Below are 14816 nucleotides of genomic sequence, written 5' to 3'. Positions count from 1 at the left end.
TTTACCAGACGATGCAAAGCACACCGACAATGAGACAGTAAACTGCAAACCAAACGAGTTTGCCTTTCTTGACAATGCTTATCATCCACTTGCAGGCGGCGCAACCGACCACAAAAGAAGCCAGGAATCCTACAAGCAAAGGCCACATGCCGACAGACTCTCCGACACCCTCGCCTGCAAGCAGATCTTTCAGGCTCAGCAGGGCTTCGCCAAGAATCGGGATAATCACCATGAAAAATGAGAACTGGGCGATTTTATCGCGCTTGTCACCAAGAAGAAGACCGGTAGCGATCGTCGTACCCGAACGGCTAAGACCGGGAAGCACTGCGACAGCCTGGGCGCAGCCTATTATCAGAGCATCGCCCCAGGTGATCTCATGCCCTTTGACACCTTCTTTCTTCTCACGGTCAGGATTGCGGAAGAAGTAGGCGAACGAAAGCAGACACGCCGTTACAAGCAAGCAGATTCCGACCACAAAGAGCCCGTCGCCAAAGAACTGCTCTACAAAATCCTTGAAAAACAGCCCGACAATCGCGACCGGAATACATGAAAGCAGGATCTTGCAGACGTAGAAAAACTTATCGTCACGGGCAATAGTGAAAAACGACTTGCACAAAGGCACAAATTCACTCCAAAGCACCACGATAGTACTCAAAACAGTGGCAACGTGAAGCACAATGTCGAATTCAAGAGCGTCAGCGCCCGCAAGTTTGAGACCGAGAATCTCGCGGCAAATCTCAAGATGACCGCTACTGCTTATAGGAAGATACTCGGCAAGGCCCTGCACTATGCCGAGAATCAGAGCATCAATACAATCCATTCTCTGAATTTAAAAGGTTTATTTTTCTGTTTTACCCTTAGGGCTATACATTATTGCAAATCCCATGAAGAGAAATCCGAGGAAGGCAATTGTCGGTCCGACAACCACACGACGTGCGGAAAAGATATCTTCATTAAAAGAATCCCAGCCGGTTGCACCGCCTGCCATCAGACAGAATCCAAGCACGATCATGGCACCGGCAATGGCCATGAGTCTGAAATTTATCTTTAATAACGGAAGCTGGCTTCTGTTTTCGGGGTCAAGCTGAGTTTCCCGTTCGGAAGACGGCTTTGCAGTCTGTTTGTATGCCATTATTATAATATTATATATGAGGTTATTTAAACATTTCGTCGTAGGAGAGACGCAAATATCTGTTTGTGGCAAAAAGAGCGGCCACAAGACAAATGAACACACCAGTCACAAGCAACCCTCCGATAACCGGAAGTACCGCCTGCCATGTAAGTATCTCAGCGACCGAAAGATCGAGCGAAGAGCAATAGAGGACTACCAGAATCAGAGCACCCGAAGCCAACAAGCCTGCGACAAGACCGTTGACAATATTGTCAAACAGGAAAGGCCGACGGATAAAACCGCCGGTCGCACCTACGAGTTTCATTGTGTAAATTGTAAAGCGACGCGCATAGACCGACAGCCGCACTGTATTGAATATCAGCACAAACGACACAATCAGAAGAGCCACAGCGACAACAAGCAGCCCAAGGCCGACGCTGCGCAATGTCGCATTGACACGGTCGACCAGTTCTGTATGGACTTTGACTTCACCGACCTGAGGCAAAAGCATCAGCGGGGCGATCATACGGTCAAGACTATCGGAAGAAGCATATTCCGGATTGACATGCACCTCAAGTTCTGCGACAAAGGGGTTGATTCCGGAAAGACGAATGATGTCTTCCTCCTCTCCGACCATAGCCTGCCAGCGTTCGAGGACAGCATCCGGAGAAGAAAAGACAGTGGATGACACTCCTGGGTCTTTCTCAAACATGGATTTCACAGAAGCGATGTCAGACGCCGTCACATCTTCATTGAACATGACCACGAAGCCCATATTCTCACGTATGTTGTCAGTGACAACACGGGTCGCAATCCCGATCAGCGAAGCCATTCCGAGAATAAAAAGGACCAAAGCGACAGAGACAGTCGCCGTGGCACGGGTAGTAAACAAGGGGATTATGTGAGGACGCCTTCTTGCCATAATAGATAATAGAATACAAAAATACAATCTTATCAGGCCCTTGTCAAGTAATTTAACCTAAATTTAACATTCAGGAGCGCTTCAGATCCTATCAAGTCTCTTCTTTTTATCGCTGAGAGGCATAGGAGCGCCATTTTTCAATCAAGGCCTGCATGTCAGCCGGAATCGGAGCGCTGAAAAACATCTCTTCACCGGTGACAGGATGGACAAATCCCAATGTGCGTGCATGAAGCGCCTGACGAGGACAAATGTCAAAGCAATTTGCCACGAACTTCTGGTAGGAACCGCTACGCTCGCCACGCAAAACGACATCGCCGCCATAACGCGCATCAGAAAACAGCGGGTGACCTATATGACGCATGTGGACGCGTATCTGATGGGTTCTTCCGGTCTCAAGCACACATTTGACTAAAGCGACATGTCCGAAATCCTCAAGCACTTCATAGTGAGTGACCGCATGCTTGCCGGTCGGATCGTCGGCGGGAAGGACGGCCATCTGCAAGCGATCCTTCGGATTGCGGCCGATATTGCCTTCAATGCGACCGCTAAGCGGTGAAGGGACGCCCCACACCAGGGCATTATATTCTCTCTTGGTTGTCTTGTTGAAAAACTGCCGGCCAAGATGGGTCTTGGCATCCGGAGTCTTCGCAACGACGAGCAATCCGGAAGTATCCTTGTCAATTCTGTGAACCAATCCGAGACGCGGATCGCTGACATCGTAATCGGGGTTGTCTCTGAAATGCCAGGCCAAAGCATTGACAAGTGTGCCTGAATAATTGCCGTGGCCGGGGTGCACCACAAGTCCTGCGGGCTTATTGACAACCAGCAGATGGTCATCCTCATAGACTATGTCAAGCGGAATATCCTCAGCTATGATTTCAAGCTCATAGCGCGGACGGTCCATCACAATCTGGATGACATCCAGCGGCTTGACCCTGTAATTTGACTTTACGGCCTTGCCGTTGACCAGGATGCAACCTGCATCGGCAGCCTGCTGAATGCGGTTTCGCGACGATTTTTCAAGTCTGGTGACCAGATATTTGTCAATACGCAACAGCTGCTGCCCCTTGTCGGCTACAAAGCGGAAATGCTCATACAACTCACCCTCCGCACCTGATGCGGAGATTTCGCCGTCAAGCCCGTCGACAAGTTCTTCGTCAAGATCTTCTGCCGCCATAATCAAAACAGATTCAGTTGTTCAGCCGAAGATTCAGTGGAGTCCACACTGATCGAATCAAGGAACTCTTCAGCCTTTCCTTCACCGACCTCAAGTTCAATCGTCGCATTGACCGGCACACGCGCGCCGGGCGAAAGACGGGTCCCCTTATAGCGGACTGCAAGCACAAGATCCTTGAAATCACTCGGAACTCTTTTCTCCACCACTTTCTTTATCTCCAGACCTTCAAGGATAGACTTGGCCTGGCGGAGCGAAATATCCGTAAGAGTCGGGAGTGAGACCATTTTAGGCGAAAAGGCATTGATCGTAAGATAAATCTCACGCCCTTCCTTCACAACCGTTCCGACCTTGGGATTCTGATCAATGACTGTACCGGGGCGGGTCGATTTATCATAGACCGAATCGCTCAACACAGCCACAAGTCCTTCACGATCCAACCGTGTAGCCGCCTCTCCGAAAGAGAGAGTCTTTACAGAGGGGACAGTTATAGTATCGTCATGGCGAGTCCAGACATCCAGCCACAGCATGGCCAACCAGCCGATGACCACGGCCACGACCATCATAATCCCGATGTGGAGAAAAATTTTCTTCATATATTTAATTATATAGATGAGAGATCGAGAGGTTTATCCGAGAGTTTAATCGCCGAAAGCAACCGCAAACACCTCGTCAATGGTCTTGACATAGTGGAATGTCAGGCCGGAGATATAGATGGGCTTTATATCCTCGATATTCTTGCGGTTGTCGGCACAAAGGATAATGTCTGTGATTCCGGCCCGTTTGGCGGCAAGCATTTTCTCTTTGATGCCTCCGACAGGGAGCACCTTGCCGCGAAGAGTGATTTCTCCTGTCATGGCAAGCCTTGATTTTACAGGGCGACCTGTCAGGGCTGACAGAATCGAGACACACATGGTGATACCGGCAGACGGACCATCTTTGGGAATCGCACCTTCCGGCACATGGATATGGAGCTGCCTGTTTTCAAAGCTGTCAGGGTCAACGCCATAGTCGGCCGACCGCGCTTTGACCACCTGAGTGGCAATCACGGCAGACTCTTTCATGACATCGCCGAGATTTCCGGTGATGGTAAGTTTCTCTCCCTTTCCCTGGGTGACTGAAGTCTCGATGAAAAGGATCTCACCTCCCACCGCAGTCCAGGCCAGACCGGTGGCCACACCGGGAGTCTCAGACACTTCATAGCGTTCAGGGGTATAGGCCTCGACTCCGAGATAGTCACGAAGGTCGTCGACCTCGACAGTGAGTTTATAATCTTTGCCGCGCATCTTGTTCAACACAATCTTGCGTATGACCTTCGCAATTTCCTTTTCAAGCATACGGACACCGCTTTCGCCGGTATAACTTTCGATGATCCTGGCAAGAGCGTCTGTGGTGAACGTGATTTCCTCCTTGCCAAAACCGTTTTCCTCCGAAATACGCGGTATGAGGTGCTTGCGGGCGATTTCAATCTTTTCCTCCGGAAGATAACCCGAAATATCAATCACCTCCATGCGGTCAAGCAGCGGGCGGGGAATGGTCGAAAGAGTGTTGGCCGTCGCAATAAACAGGACATGCGACAGATCATAATCCACATCCACGTAATTGTCGTGGAAATGGCTGTTCTGTTCCGGATCAAGCACTTCAAGAAGCGCCGAAGAGGGATCGCCCTTGAAATCACTTCCGGTTTTGTCTATCTCGTCAAGAAGCAGAACCGGATTTGAAGTACCGGCTCTTTTTACCGCATCGATTATTCGTCCGGGCATTGCACCGATATATGTGCGGCGATGTCCTCGGATCTCGGCTTCGTCATGAAGACCGCCGAGCGACACACGCTGGTAATTGCGACCGAGAGCCTTGGCAATCGACTGGCCCAGAGAGGTCTTTCCGACACCGGGCGCACCGACAAGACAGATGATCGGCGAACGGCCTTCCGGAGTGTTCATCATCACGGCAAGCTGCTCCAGAATTCTCTCCTTGACCTTTTCAAGGCCATAGTGGTCCTCGTCGAGCACTTTCTCGGCAGTGCTGAAGTCTGTGTTAAGAGGTGTGGACTTGCCCCAGGGAAGATCCGTGAGCAACTGGAGATAGGTGTACTGGACACTATAATCAGGACTCTGCGGATTCAGGCGTCTGAGCTTCTCAAGTTCTTTTGAAAATGTACGGCGTACTGCCGCAGGAAAATCAATCTCTTTGGCTTTTTCCTCAAGAGCGGCACAATCGTCGTCGTCACCGTAAAGTTCCTCACGCAGCACATCAAACTGATGTTGCAGAAAAGCGTTGCGCTGCTGCTCGTCAATGTTCTTGCGGGCCTTGCGATGGACCTCGGCACGTATTTCGGCCATCTCTTCACTGTGGGCAAGATGACTGAGAAGAAGCTGCGCGCGATCCTTGAGCCGGTTCTTTTTCAGCAGCTCGATTTTCACCTCAGGAGCAAACGGCGAGTGAGTACAGATCATATTGATCAGCAGCTGCGGACCCGGAATGTTCTCGATATTGAAAGCGAGATCACTCATCTTGTCATTACCACTGTGGAGTATATTCAGTGTTGTCTGTCGGATATCATCGACAATAGCCACAAACTCCTTGTCAGACGAACGGGAAACGCTGTCATGCACCGACTTGACCTGTGCGGAAAGAGAACCCGGAATATGTCCGCCGGCCGAGGGCCCCTCGATCCGGATCTTTTCGCGGGCGGCGATAATAGCCGTATGCGTACCGTCAGGCAGATCAAAAGTTTTGAGGACATCGGCTACAACACCGTAGTCATACAGATCGTCAAGTGTCGGATTTTCAACTGAAGCCACTTTCTGGCAGAAAATTCCGACCGGAATATTGTGTTCGGCTGCCGCAGATGCTGTCCTGACAGAAACCTCGCGTCCTAATGTTATGGGAAAAGTCACTCCCGGAAACAACACGAGATCACGCATTGCGATGATCGGGAGATCTGAAAAATCAGGCTGAGGCCGTTCCGCGGGCACCCCTATATCTATTTGTCCTACTGAAACTATCTTTGTTGTATCTTCTTTCATACTTCTTCCATAAATTAAAGGTTCTGCAATGCTTCTGACGACAGTGCAAAACACGGCCTCAAAGTTACGAAAAAATCACCAATAACCCTCTATCACCACTCATGTATTTTCACAATTCCGCATTAACTTATTTTAACCAAATTACATTTTATAACTTTCTTAACCACCTTCAAAACACATTCAAACATCGCCCAATGCCATTTTGACAATTTTTCACTTTATAGCCTGATTAAAAAACACGACCTCCAGACGACTACATTCATAGATAAATTAGTATTAGGATTTTTAAAAATAATAATATAACTTTGCAACAACATCACGGGAGCAATGCTCAAAAACATTCTTAAAACAATTTTGAATCCGTGGCGTTACCCCCTACTCTACTTCTTAAATAGAGACATTTGCATTATTAGACATTTATAAATCCACTGACGTTAAGTACTATGTGTAAGCAGCGAAGGATGACCGTGAGGCCATCCTTCGTTTTTCATTTATACTATTTTATCCGCTCTCATAACGCACCACCGGAGTCAGAGTATCGGGCTTAACAGACGACACAGCGATTCCAAGGCCCGCGTGTCTCGGCCACGGCGGTTCCAGTCCGACAGTTTAAGGCGCTTACTCTCCGAGGCATCGGCCTCGAAACTCCGCGTCAACACCTCATTTGTTTCAGGAGAGTAAATCAGCAGATTCTCTTCGAAGTTATGTTCCATGCTCCGAAAATCAAAATTCGTCGATCCGAGAGTCGAAAAATCATCATCGACAATCATAACCTTCGAATGCAGCATTCCGGCCTCATAAAGATAAATCTTAACTCCGGCAAGCAGACACTCTTCAATGTAACTGTGAGAGGCATAGGTCAGGATTTTTGAATCCGCCGACCGAGGCATCATCACCCTCACATCCACTCCGGCGAGCGAAACCGATTCAAGAGCTTTCAGCAAGCCGTCACTTGGAAGAAAATATGGCGTCTGCAACCAGATTCTGCGGCGCGCGGTTGAAATCGCCTTGTAAAACAGCAGCGTCATATTGCCCCAGCGGTCATTCGGCCCGGAAGCAAGGACCTGAAGAGTCACATTTCCGATCGCACCGGTCAGACCGTCAGCAACTCCGGCCACCGGATCACAGAGCAAAGGCTGTCCCATGAATTTCCAGTCGACAGCGAAATTATACTGAAGAGCCGCAACCGCCGGTCCTGAAATCCTCGCCGCCGTATCGCGCCACTTTCCGTTATCCACTCCATTGACATAACGGTCGGCGACATTCATGCCTCCGATATAGCCGATATTTCCGTCTATCACCACAACCTTCCTGTGGTTACGCCAGTTTACTCTGTTCACATGACTGGGGAACGAAAGCCGGAAAAACGAATGGACCTCCACCCCATGCTCTTTCATGCGCCTGAAGAAATCCCTGCGCCTCGCATCGAACGAGCCGATATAATCATAGATAACCCTCACCTTGACCCCGGCCTCAGCACGTTCGATCAGAATATCGCGCAAACGTCGCCCAAGCGAGTCATTGGCTATGATATAGAATTGCAGATTTATGTAGGATCCGGCATGGCGAAGATCATCGAAGAGTTCTTCAAAATGACGCTCTCCATTATTAAAAATCTTGATCTGATTGCCACTGTAAAGGTTTGCACCGCCAATATTATAGGCCAGACGTATACGCTGACGGTTTTCAGGATTCAGAGTTTTATCAAATTTGGGCAACGGGATTGTATTCTCCAGTTTCAACAGTCTGCGCCGGTTCCGGCGGGAGATCATGCGGACATTGCGGATGCTGCGTCCAAAGATGAAATACAAGACAACTCCGCCTATCGGGAAAAGCAGCAATGCCATGATCCACCCCAATGCCTTGAGCGGATTGCGGTTTTCACTGATCACAATTCCTATGACACACAGGATCAGCACCCCATAAGCCATCATCAGGCTCCACCGGATGCTTTCCCAGTCTAATGTGATATAGTCAAACTGCATAATACTTTACAATGTCAGGATGCACAAAGTTAAGCCTATTTTTAAAATTTATCAATATAAGCTTAGAAAATCGCGGATTTATTTCTAATTTCGTGCACCAAATTCAAAATCATGCACAACGGTTTTCTTCGCATAGCTGCCGCCGCGCCGACTGTAAGAGTGGCGGACGTCGATTTCAACCTCGACGGAATAAAGACAAAACTCGCCGAACTCGAAGCCGAGGGCGTCGAACTGGCGGTATTCCCTGAAATGAGCATCACGGCCTATACATGCGCCGATCTATTCCATAACACGACTCTTCTTGAGGCTGCCGCAAGAGCACTCATCAGCCTCCGCGATTTCTCCCGCGGAATGAACATCCATTTTGCAGTAGGACTGCCGGTACGGCACGCCGGCTCCATCTACAACTGCGCGGCGCTTGTCCGCAGCGGAAGAGTCGACCTCGTTGCAAAGTCATACATTCCGAACTACAACGAATTTTACGAACGCCGCTGGTGGCGACCACTGCCATTGGGCGCATGTGAAACGGTCGAGCTTTGCGGAGAGAACTTCGAAATGACTTCAGGGCGCATATTCCGTTCCCACGGCGCATTGGTCGGAATCGAGATCTGTGAAGATCTCTGGGTTCCCATCCCCCCGTCTTGCCGACTTGCAATGGGTGGCGCCCAGATCATCCTCAACCTCTCAGCCTCTGACGATCTGATCGGCAAATATGCCTATCTGACCTCACTCCTCCGCCAGCAGTCAGCCCGCTGCCTTTGTGCCTACGCCTATGCAGGAGCCGGATGGGGTGAATCATCGACAGACCTGACATTTGACGGAAAAGCCATTGTCTGCGAGAACGGATCAGTGCTTCGCGCAAACCGACGCTGGGACCCTGCCGACAACACTGTCATCACAGACGTTGACATAGAGGCTATTGACCGCGACCGTCTCCACATGACAACCTTCGCCGACTGCGCGTCAGATGAATGCAAGCTGATTACAGCTGAAAGCTCAAGCAATTATTTAACCTCGGAAAATCCAATCTCAAAAAATTCAGACTTAAGCGACCGATCTGAAAAACTCCTCCGCTATATTGACCCACACCCCTTCGTTCCGACCGGCACAGAGGCCATCAATGAACGATGTGAAGAGATCATAAACATACAGGTAGCAGCTTTGGCCAAAAGACTTGATGCCATCAACTGCCGAAACATCACCGTCGGTATATCCGGAGGGCTTGACTCAACACTCGCCCTTCTGATAGCCGTCAGGACATTTGACCGCCTGGACCTGGACCGCAAAGGCATCATAGGAGTGACAATGCCGGGATTCGGCACCACTGACCGCACTCACTCAAACGCAGTGGAACTGATGAACCATCTTGGGGTGACTTCACGCGAAATAAACATCGGAGACGCCGTAAAGCAACACTTTAAAGATATAGGCCACAATCCGGAAATTCATGATGTTACATACGAGAACTCTCAGGCCCGCCAACGCACCATGCTCCTTATGAACATAGCCAATCAGACCGGCGGCATAGTCCTCGGCACCGGCGATCTGTCGGAGCTCGCTCTTGGCTGGGCAACATATAATGGCGACCACATGTCAATGTATGGCGTGAACGCCGGAGTTCCCAAGACCTTGGTAAAATATCTCGTAAACTACTTTGCCATTGAAGCCTCAGAAGACTCTGAAGTACGCCGGCGCCTGCTTGACATCATTGACACCCCGATCAGCCCGGAACTCATTCCGGCTGACAGCGAGGGAAACATCAAACAGAAAACGGAAGACCTTGTAGGCCCCTACGAACTCCACGATTTCTTCCTATACTATATGTTGCGCTATGGCTTTTCGCCGGAAAGAATCTACCTCCTCGCGCGCCATGCCTTCAAGCCGGAAGAATACACAGATGAGACTATAACCCACTGGTTATCCGTATTTATGCGTCGATTCTTCAACCAGCAGTTTAAGCGTTCATGTCTGCCTGACGGACCTAAAGTCGGATCGGTATGCCTTTCGCCACGTGGCGACTGGCGCATGCCTTCCGATGCCTCGTCAGCACTCTGGCGCCAAAACATCTGAACAAATCGCAAACAACACACCGGGTCTACCACCACTTGACACTTATAATTTTTCACTTTTAAATCTATACCTCGAAAATGAAATTAGGACTCCTCCCCCGCATCCTCATCGCCATCGTGATCGGCATCTTGCTCGGCCTGGTAGCTCCTTTTTGGCTCGGACAGACAATGGCCACATTCAACGCCATCTTCTCACAGTTTCTCGGCTTCATGATCCCGATGATCATCGTCGGGTTTGTAGCACCGGCCATCGCCGACATCGGAGGCCGTGCAGGAAAACTGCTTGTCGCCACCGCAGCCATTGCCTATTTCGCCACATTCATGGCCGGAATCCTCTCTTACTTTACCGGCACTCTGACATTCCCGTCGCTTATCGGAGGAGAGGAAGGAGTCGCACTCAGCGAGAGCACCTCCACGCTGCTTCCCTACTTCACGATTGAAATGCCACCGCTGATGACAGTCATGACCGCCCTCGTTCTTGCATTCATGCTCGGACTTGGCATGGCCTTCCTCAATGGCAAATCCCTCAAAAACGGCTTCTCTGAGTTCCGCGACATAGTCTCAAAGACAATCGACGCAGCAATCCTGCCACTGCTTCCGGTCTACATCTTCGGTATTTTCCTGAACATGACAATCGAAGGCCAGGTCGGCATGATTCTGAAATGTTTCATGAAAATCATTGTCATCATCTTCATCCTCCACGTATTCATCCTGGTTCTCCAGTATTGCATAGCCGCACCATTCGCCCGCAAAAATCCATTCCGGATGCTTCGCACCATGCTCCCGGCCTATTTCACCGCGCTTGGCACACAGTCATCAGCCGCAACAATCCCCGTAACTCTCCGTCAGTCCATAAAAACAGGAGTCAGGGAAGATATCGCAGGCTTTGTCATTCCGCTTTGCGCCACAATCCACATGAGCGGCAGCACCCTGAAGATCGTAGCCTGCGCCCTGGCACTAATGATCATGCACGACCAGCCGCATGATCTTGGTCTTTTCTGCCACTTCATCGGCATGCTCGGCATCACAATCATCGCCGCCCCAGGAATCCCCGGAGGTGCCATCATGGCCTCGATCGGACTTCTCCAGTCGATTCTTGGATTCGATGAGCAGATGGTAGCCCTGATGATCGCACTTTACATAGCAATGGACAGTTTCGGTACCGCCTGCAACGTCACCGGCGACGGCGCTATCGCCGCCATAATCAACCGTATATTCCCGCCCGCCCCGAAACCGCTCACCGTCGGAGATTCGGGTTCAGAACAATAAACAGCAGCCTATGCCAAGGAAAAACATCCTGTCAGTTCTATTAGCCATTGTCATTTTCACGGCATCCGCCGATACATTCTATTCCACTATATATTCATCCATGATTGTAAAAGGCTACAAAGCCAAAGTGGAATTCAACGGGCAGAAATGCTCTTTCAGGCAGGATCTGTTTCGCTTCATCGCATCCAAGCCGTCCCAATACAATCTGACTGACAGCTGTTTCTTTCTGACTTTCGAGCTTTCACCTTTGGCTTGCAACAAAGGCGAGAAAACCGCCATGTCCGTATTCGTCGCATTGGACTCATTGCCCAAAACCGGAATATCCTACCCGCTTGTCTCAATTCCTGAAAGCCCGGATCCTGACAACAACCCGATCGTCCGATGGACGAGCGACATCGGAGACATAGCAGCCATACAAATGTCCCATATGCCGGTCTGCAATAAAGCCAACAGCCTGAAAGGCAAAATTCCGGAGTCACATCAGGACGAGCGCATAATCCTGAATTCCACTGAAATATCCGACGGATACATCCGGTTCGACCAAATCGAGCCCTATTCCAAAGACAGTCCGGACTATTATATAAAGCTCCACATGGCGTTCAACGGATTGCTCACAGGAGGTGATGACAATGAGATTGAAATGCCGGTTACTGTCCGAAAAGCGGAAGTGACCCTATATCTTGTTCAGAAAGCATACATCGAGCCGCTTATGTTCCCGATTGACTACGGGTGGGGCTACACCTACCTTCCCAAAGACAGCTTCGACCCTTCAGCCAAGTGATTTTTTCGCATCAAGCTGTAACTTTTCATATTTTTTCACGTCATACAATTAATAAAGACCAGTTTCAACCACATCATTTCCCTATTATGACATTGAAAAAATCTCTTCTGAGCATTCTCTGCCTGACCATAGGCCTAATAGCCTCTGCTGAAACAAAAGTACTGAAAATCAACAAATCAATCGAATCAATCGAGGCAAGCGCCGGCGTAAACGTGATTTACAAGCCGACAACAGGAGGCAATACCAACGTAGCAATCACCGGAGATGCGAAGCGCATCGACTACATTGACATCAAGATCAGCGGCAAAACACTTGAGATCAGCCCCAAACGAGACGGGAAAAACTCCAACAAAAGAATCGGCGGCGTGACAGTCACCGTGACAGCCCCGATTGTCCGCTCCGTGGAAGTTTCATCCGGTGCCAGCCTCAAATGCCGGACATCGATATCATCATCAAAAAAGAAAATCAGCCTTGAGGCTTCATCTGCCGGAAAAATAATATTTTCCTCCGTGACCGCCTCTGAGATCGACATTGAGGCATCATCCGGAGCATCCGTCACCACAAACAATCTTAACGCCTCACGGATAGAACTTGAAGCATCATCCGGCGCCAGCATAAAGACCTCAACCGTCAAAACAGACCGCATCAGCTGCGAGGCGTCATCCGCCGGTTCAATAAGCATTACCTCCGGGCAGGCCGACCGAGGCAACTTTGAAGCATCAAGCGCTGGTTCAGTCAAAGCATCGGGACTCAAAGTCAACAGCTTTTCAATCGAAAAATCATCTGCCGGATCTGTAAAAATATCAAATTGATCCCGGCTGTCATCGGCAAAAACAACACTGATCCACTCATAGAAAATGTCCCCTGCAAGCCACTTCGGCCAGCAGGGGACATTTCTATTTTCTCACACAGCAGAGATCATTACTCCAAAGGCAATGTCTTCACGCCGACTGTGCGGTTCTTTATCTCAGGATTTCCCTTATAGTAAACTTTCGTGCTCCCCACCCCGGATACCGACAGAGATTTCTCAGCCCATACTCCGATCGAACCGGTTCCTCCGGCCTTGACAGACACGTCGACAGCATCCAGTTCATCAGCCTGGATGACACCGGTACCCATAAACTTTATGTTGGCCCGCTGACACTTGCCTCCGACAACCAGCGTACCGTTGCCGGTCTGCATTGCCGCATTGACTTCAGTCGCAGTCACTTCAGGAACCGAAAGACGACCATTTCCGATAAGTGTCGCTGTAAATTTCGGACAGTCCGCAATCTTAACTGCTTTCACAAGCGAATCACCGGAATTTTCAATCTTATTAAGATAGGACGAGTAGACATACACAACAGGCAGATCTTTTGAGCCGACACTCTCAGTCGAAATCTGCATGGAGAGTTTCCCGTTCTTATTGTTGAAAATAAGAGCCGAAGCCTGCTCGGACGGGCAGGTAAAAACAGCCATTCCGGCCGAATCCGCACTGCTTGAGTAGACAACCCTGATCGCATCCACAACCTTGAGTTCATGGAACTCGTTGACTTTCAGTTCATATTTCACGAGGCCTGACGCTGATGCTCCCAAAAAGCAGAGCGACAGCAGAATAGCAGTCAGTGTTTTCATATTTCTTTTTCTTTTGATTGGTTTTCTTTTACAATTTCTTCCACTCGGTCAAGGACACCGAAAAGCTCATCGACAGTCGAAGCCCTCAGCATCTCAATCCTTGTGTCACGGAAATGAGAAATCCCCTTGAACAGTGGTGATGCTGCCAGATGGCGGCGGATATGCAGAATGCCGCGATATTCATCAATACGGCTCACACTTTCACTGATCTGACGTCGCACCAGCGCGAATTTCTCTTCCACTCCGAGAGGTTCCACTCCGGTTCCGTCGAGAAGGCTTCGGATCTCCCGGAAAATCCACGGCGCACCGATAGAAGCCCGGCCCACCATCACGCCGTCAACGCCATAGCGGTCAAATGCGTCACGAGCCTGTTCAGGTGTAGTAATGTCGCCATTCCCGATCAGTGGAATTGTCAGGCGCGGGTTTTCTTTAACTTTCGCAATCATCTCCCAGTCCGCAGAACCGGTGTACATCTGAGAGCGTGTGCGCCCATGAACAGTCAGCGCTTTGATACCGCAATCCTGAAGTTGCTCAGCCAGTTCGACTATTATCTTGGAGTTGTGATCCCATCCAAGACGGGTCTTGACTGTCACCGGCAACTTTACTGCATCAACCACCGCACGGGTAATCGAAAGCATCTTCGGAATATCGCGCAACATCCCGGCTCCCGCACCCTTCCCGGCAACCTTCTTTACAGGGCATCCAAAATTTATATCTATGATGTCCGGACCCGCGGCTTCGACAATCTTTGCAGCCTCGACCATCGGTTCAACCTCCCGACCATAGATCTGAATGGCCGTCGGTCGTTCCGCAGGATCAATCGCAAGTTTACGTGTTGTGGCGGGAATGTCTCGGATGAGAG

At 49.9% G+C, this 14816-nt stretch carries 13 protein-coding genes; 4 read left to right on the top strand and 9 right to left on the bottom strand.

Annotation, left to right across the window (positions count from 1 at the left end; genetic code table 11):
• Position 1 precedes the first annotated feature (1 nt).
• The 7 genes from K2H17_RS06410 to cls all read right to left on the bottom strand — a co-directional run bounded on the left by K2H17_RS06410 (position 2) and on the right by cls (position 8221).
• On the bottom strand, positions 2–820 hold the full coding sequence (locus K2H17_RS06410) for an undecaprenyl-diphosphate phosphatase (protein WP_300132770.1): 819 nt from the start codon (positions 818–820) through the stop codon (positions 2–4).
• Between the two features lie 18 nt (positions 821–838).
• Positions 839–1132, bottom strand: a complete 294-nt coding sequence (locus K2H17_RS06405) for a DUF3098 domain-containing protein (protein WP_300132767.1) — start codon at positions 1130–1132, stop codon at positions 839–841.
• A gap of 22 nt (positions 1133–1154) precedes the next feature.
• A complete protein-coding gene (locus K2H17_RS06400; protein ID WP_300132764.1) occupies positions 1155–2033 on the bottom strand; it encodes a permease-like cell division protein FtsX in 879 nt (292 codons plus the stop codon).
• 106 nt (positions 2034–2139) lie between these two features.
• A complete protein-coding gene (locus K2H17_RS06395) occupies positions 2140–3210 on the bottom strand; it encodes an RluA family pseudouridine synthase (protein ID WP_300132761.1) in 1071 nt (356 codons plus the stop codon).
• 2 nt (positions 3211–3212) lie between these two features.
• Entirely contained in the window at positions 3213–3803 is a 591-nt protein-coding gene (locus K2H17_RS06390) for a PASTA domain-containing protein (protein ID WP_300132759.1), read from the bottom strand.
• 45 nt (positions 3804–3848) lie between these two features.
• Positions 3849–6236 carry an endopeptidase La gene (gene lon, locus K2H17_RS06385; RefSeq protein ID WP_300132757.1) on the bottom strand — a complete coding sequence of 796 codons (2388 nt, stop codon included), beginning with the start codon at positions 6234–6236 and terminating at the stop codon, positions 3849–3851.
• A 530-nt stretch (positions 6237–6766) separates the two neighbouring features.
• Positions 6767–8221, bottom strand: coding sequence for a cardiolipin synthase (gene cls / locus K2H17_RS06380; RefSeq protein ID WP_300132754.1), 1455 nt, complete (start codon positions 8219–8221; stop codon positions 6767–6769).
• 111 nt (positions 8222–8332) lie between these two features.
• Between cls and K2H17_RS06375 the strand changes: the two genes are divergently transcribed.
• The 4 genes from K2H17_RS06375 to K2H17_RS06360 all read left to right on the top strand — a co-directional run bounded on the left by K2H17_RS06375 (position 8333) and on the right by K2H17_RS06360 (position 13152).
• On the top strand, positions 8333–10291 hold the full coding sequence (locus K2H17_RS06375) for an NAD(+) synthase (RefSeq protein WP_300132752.1): 1959 nt from the start codon (positions 8333–8335) through the stop codon (positions 10289–10291).
• Positions 10292–10368: 77 nt separating this feature from the next.
• On the top strand, positions 10369–11559 hold the full coding sequence (locus K2H17_RS06370; protein ID WP_300132749.1) for a dicarboxylate/amino acid:cation symporter: 1191 nt from the start codon (positions 10369–10371) through the stop codon (positions 11557–11559).
• Positions 11560–11569: 10 nt separating this feature from the next.
• Positions 11570–12340: a hypothetical protein gene (locus tag K2H17_RS06365; protein ID WP_300132747.1), complete on the top strand. Its 771-nt coding sequence runs from the start codon at positions 11570–11572 to the stop codon at positions 12338–12340.
• Positions 12341–12426: 86 nt separating this feature from the next.
• Complete coding sequence (locus K2H17_RS06360) at positions 12427–13152, top strand: DUF2807 domain-containing protein (RefSeq protein WP_300132744.1); 726 nt, start codon at positions 12427–12429, stop codon at positions 13150–13152.
• Between the two features lie 109 nt (positions 13153–13261).
• On the opposite strand, the gene K2H17_RS06355 is transcribed toward K2H17_RS06360, so the two are convergent.
• A complete protein-coding gene (locus K2H17_RS06355; RefSeq protein ID WP_300132742.1) occupies positions 13262–13954 on the bottom strand; it encodes a DUF2807 domain-containing protein in 693 nt (230 codons plus the stop codon).
• The coding region (locus tag K2H17_RS06350) for a tRNA-dihydrouridine synthase (protein ID WP_300132740.1) at positions 13951–14816 on the bottom strand (866 nt) is incomplete at its 5' end. The genes K2H17_RS06355 and K2H17_RS06350, both read right to left, overlap by 4 nt.

The organism is Duncaniella sp. (assembly GCF_029054785.1).
Taxonomy (GTDB): Bacteria; Bacteroidota; Bacteroidia; order Bacteroidales; family Muribaculaceae; genus Duncaniella.
Note: the sequence above shows the minus strand (reverse complement) of the source record. Positions and strands in the feature narration are given on the sequence as shown.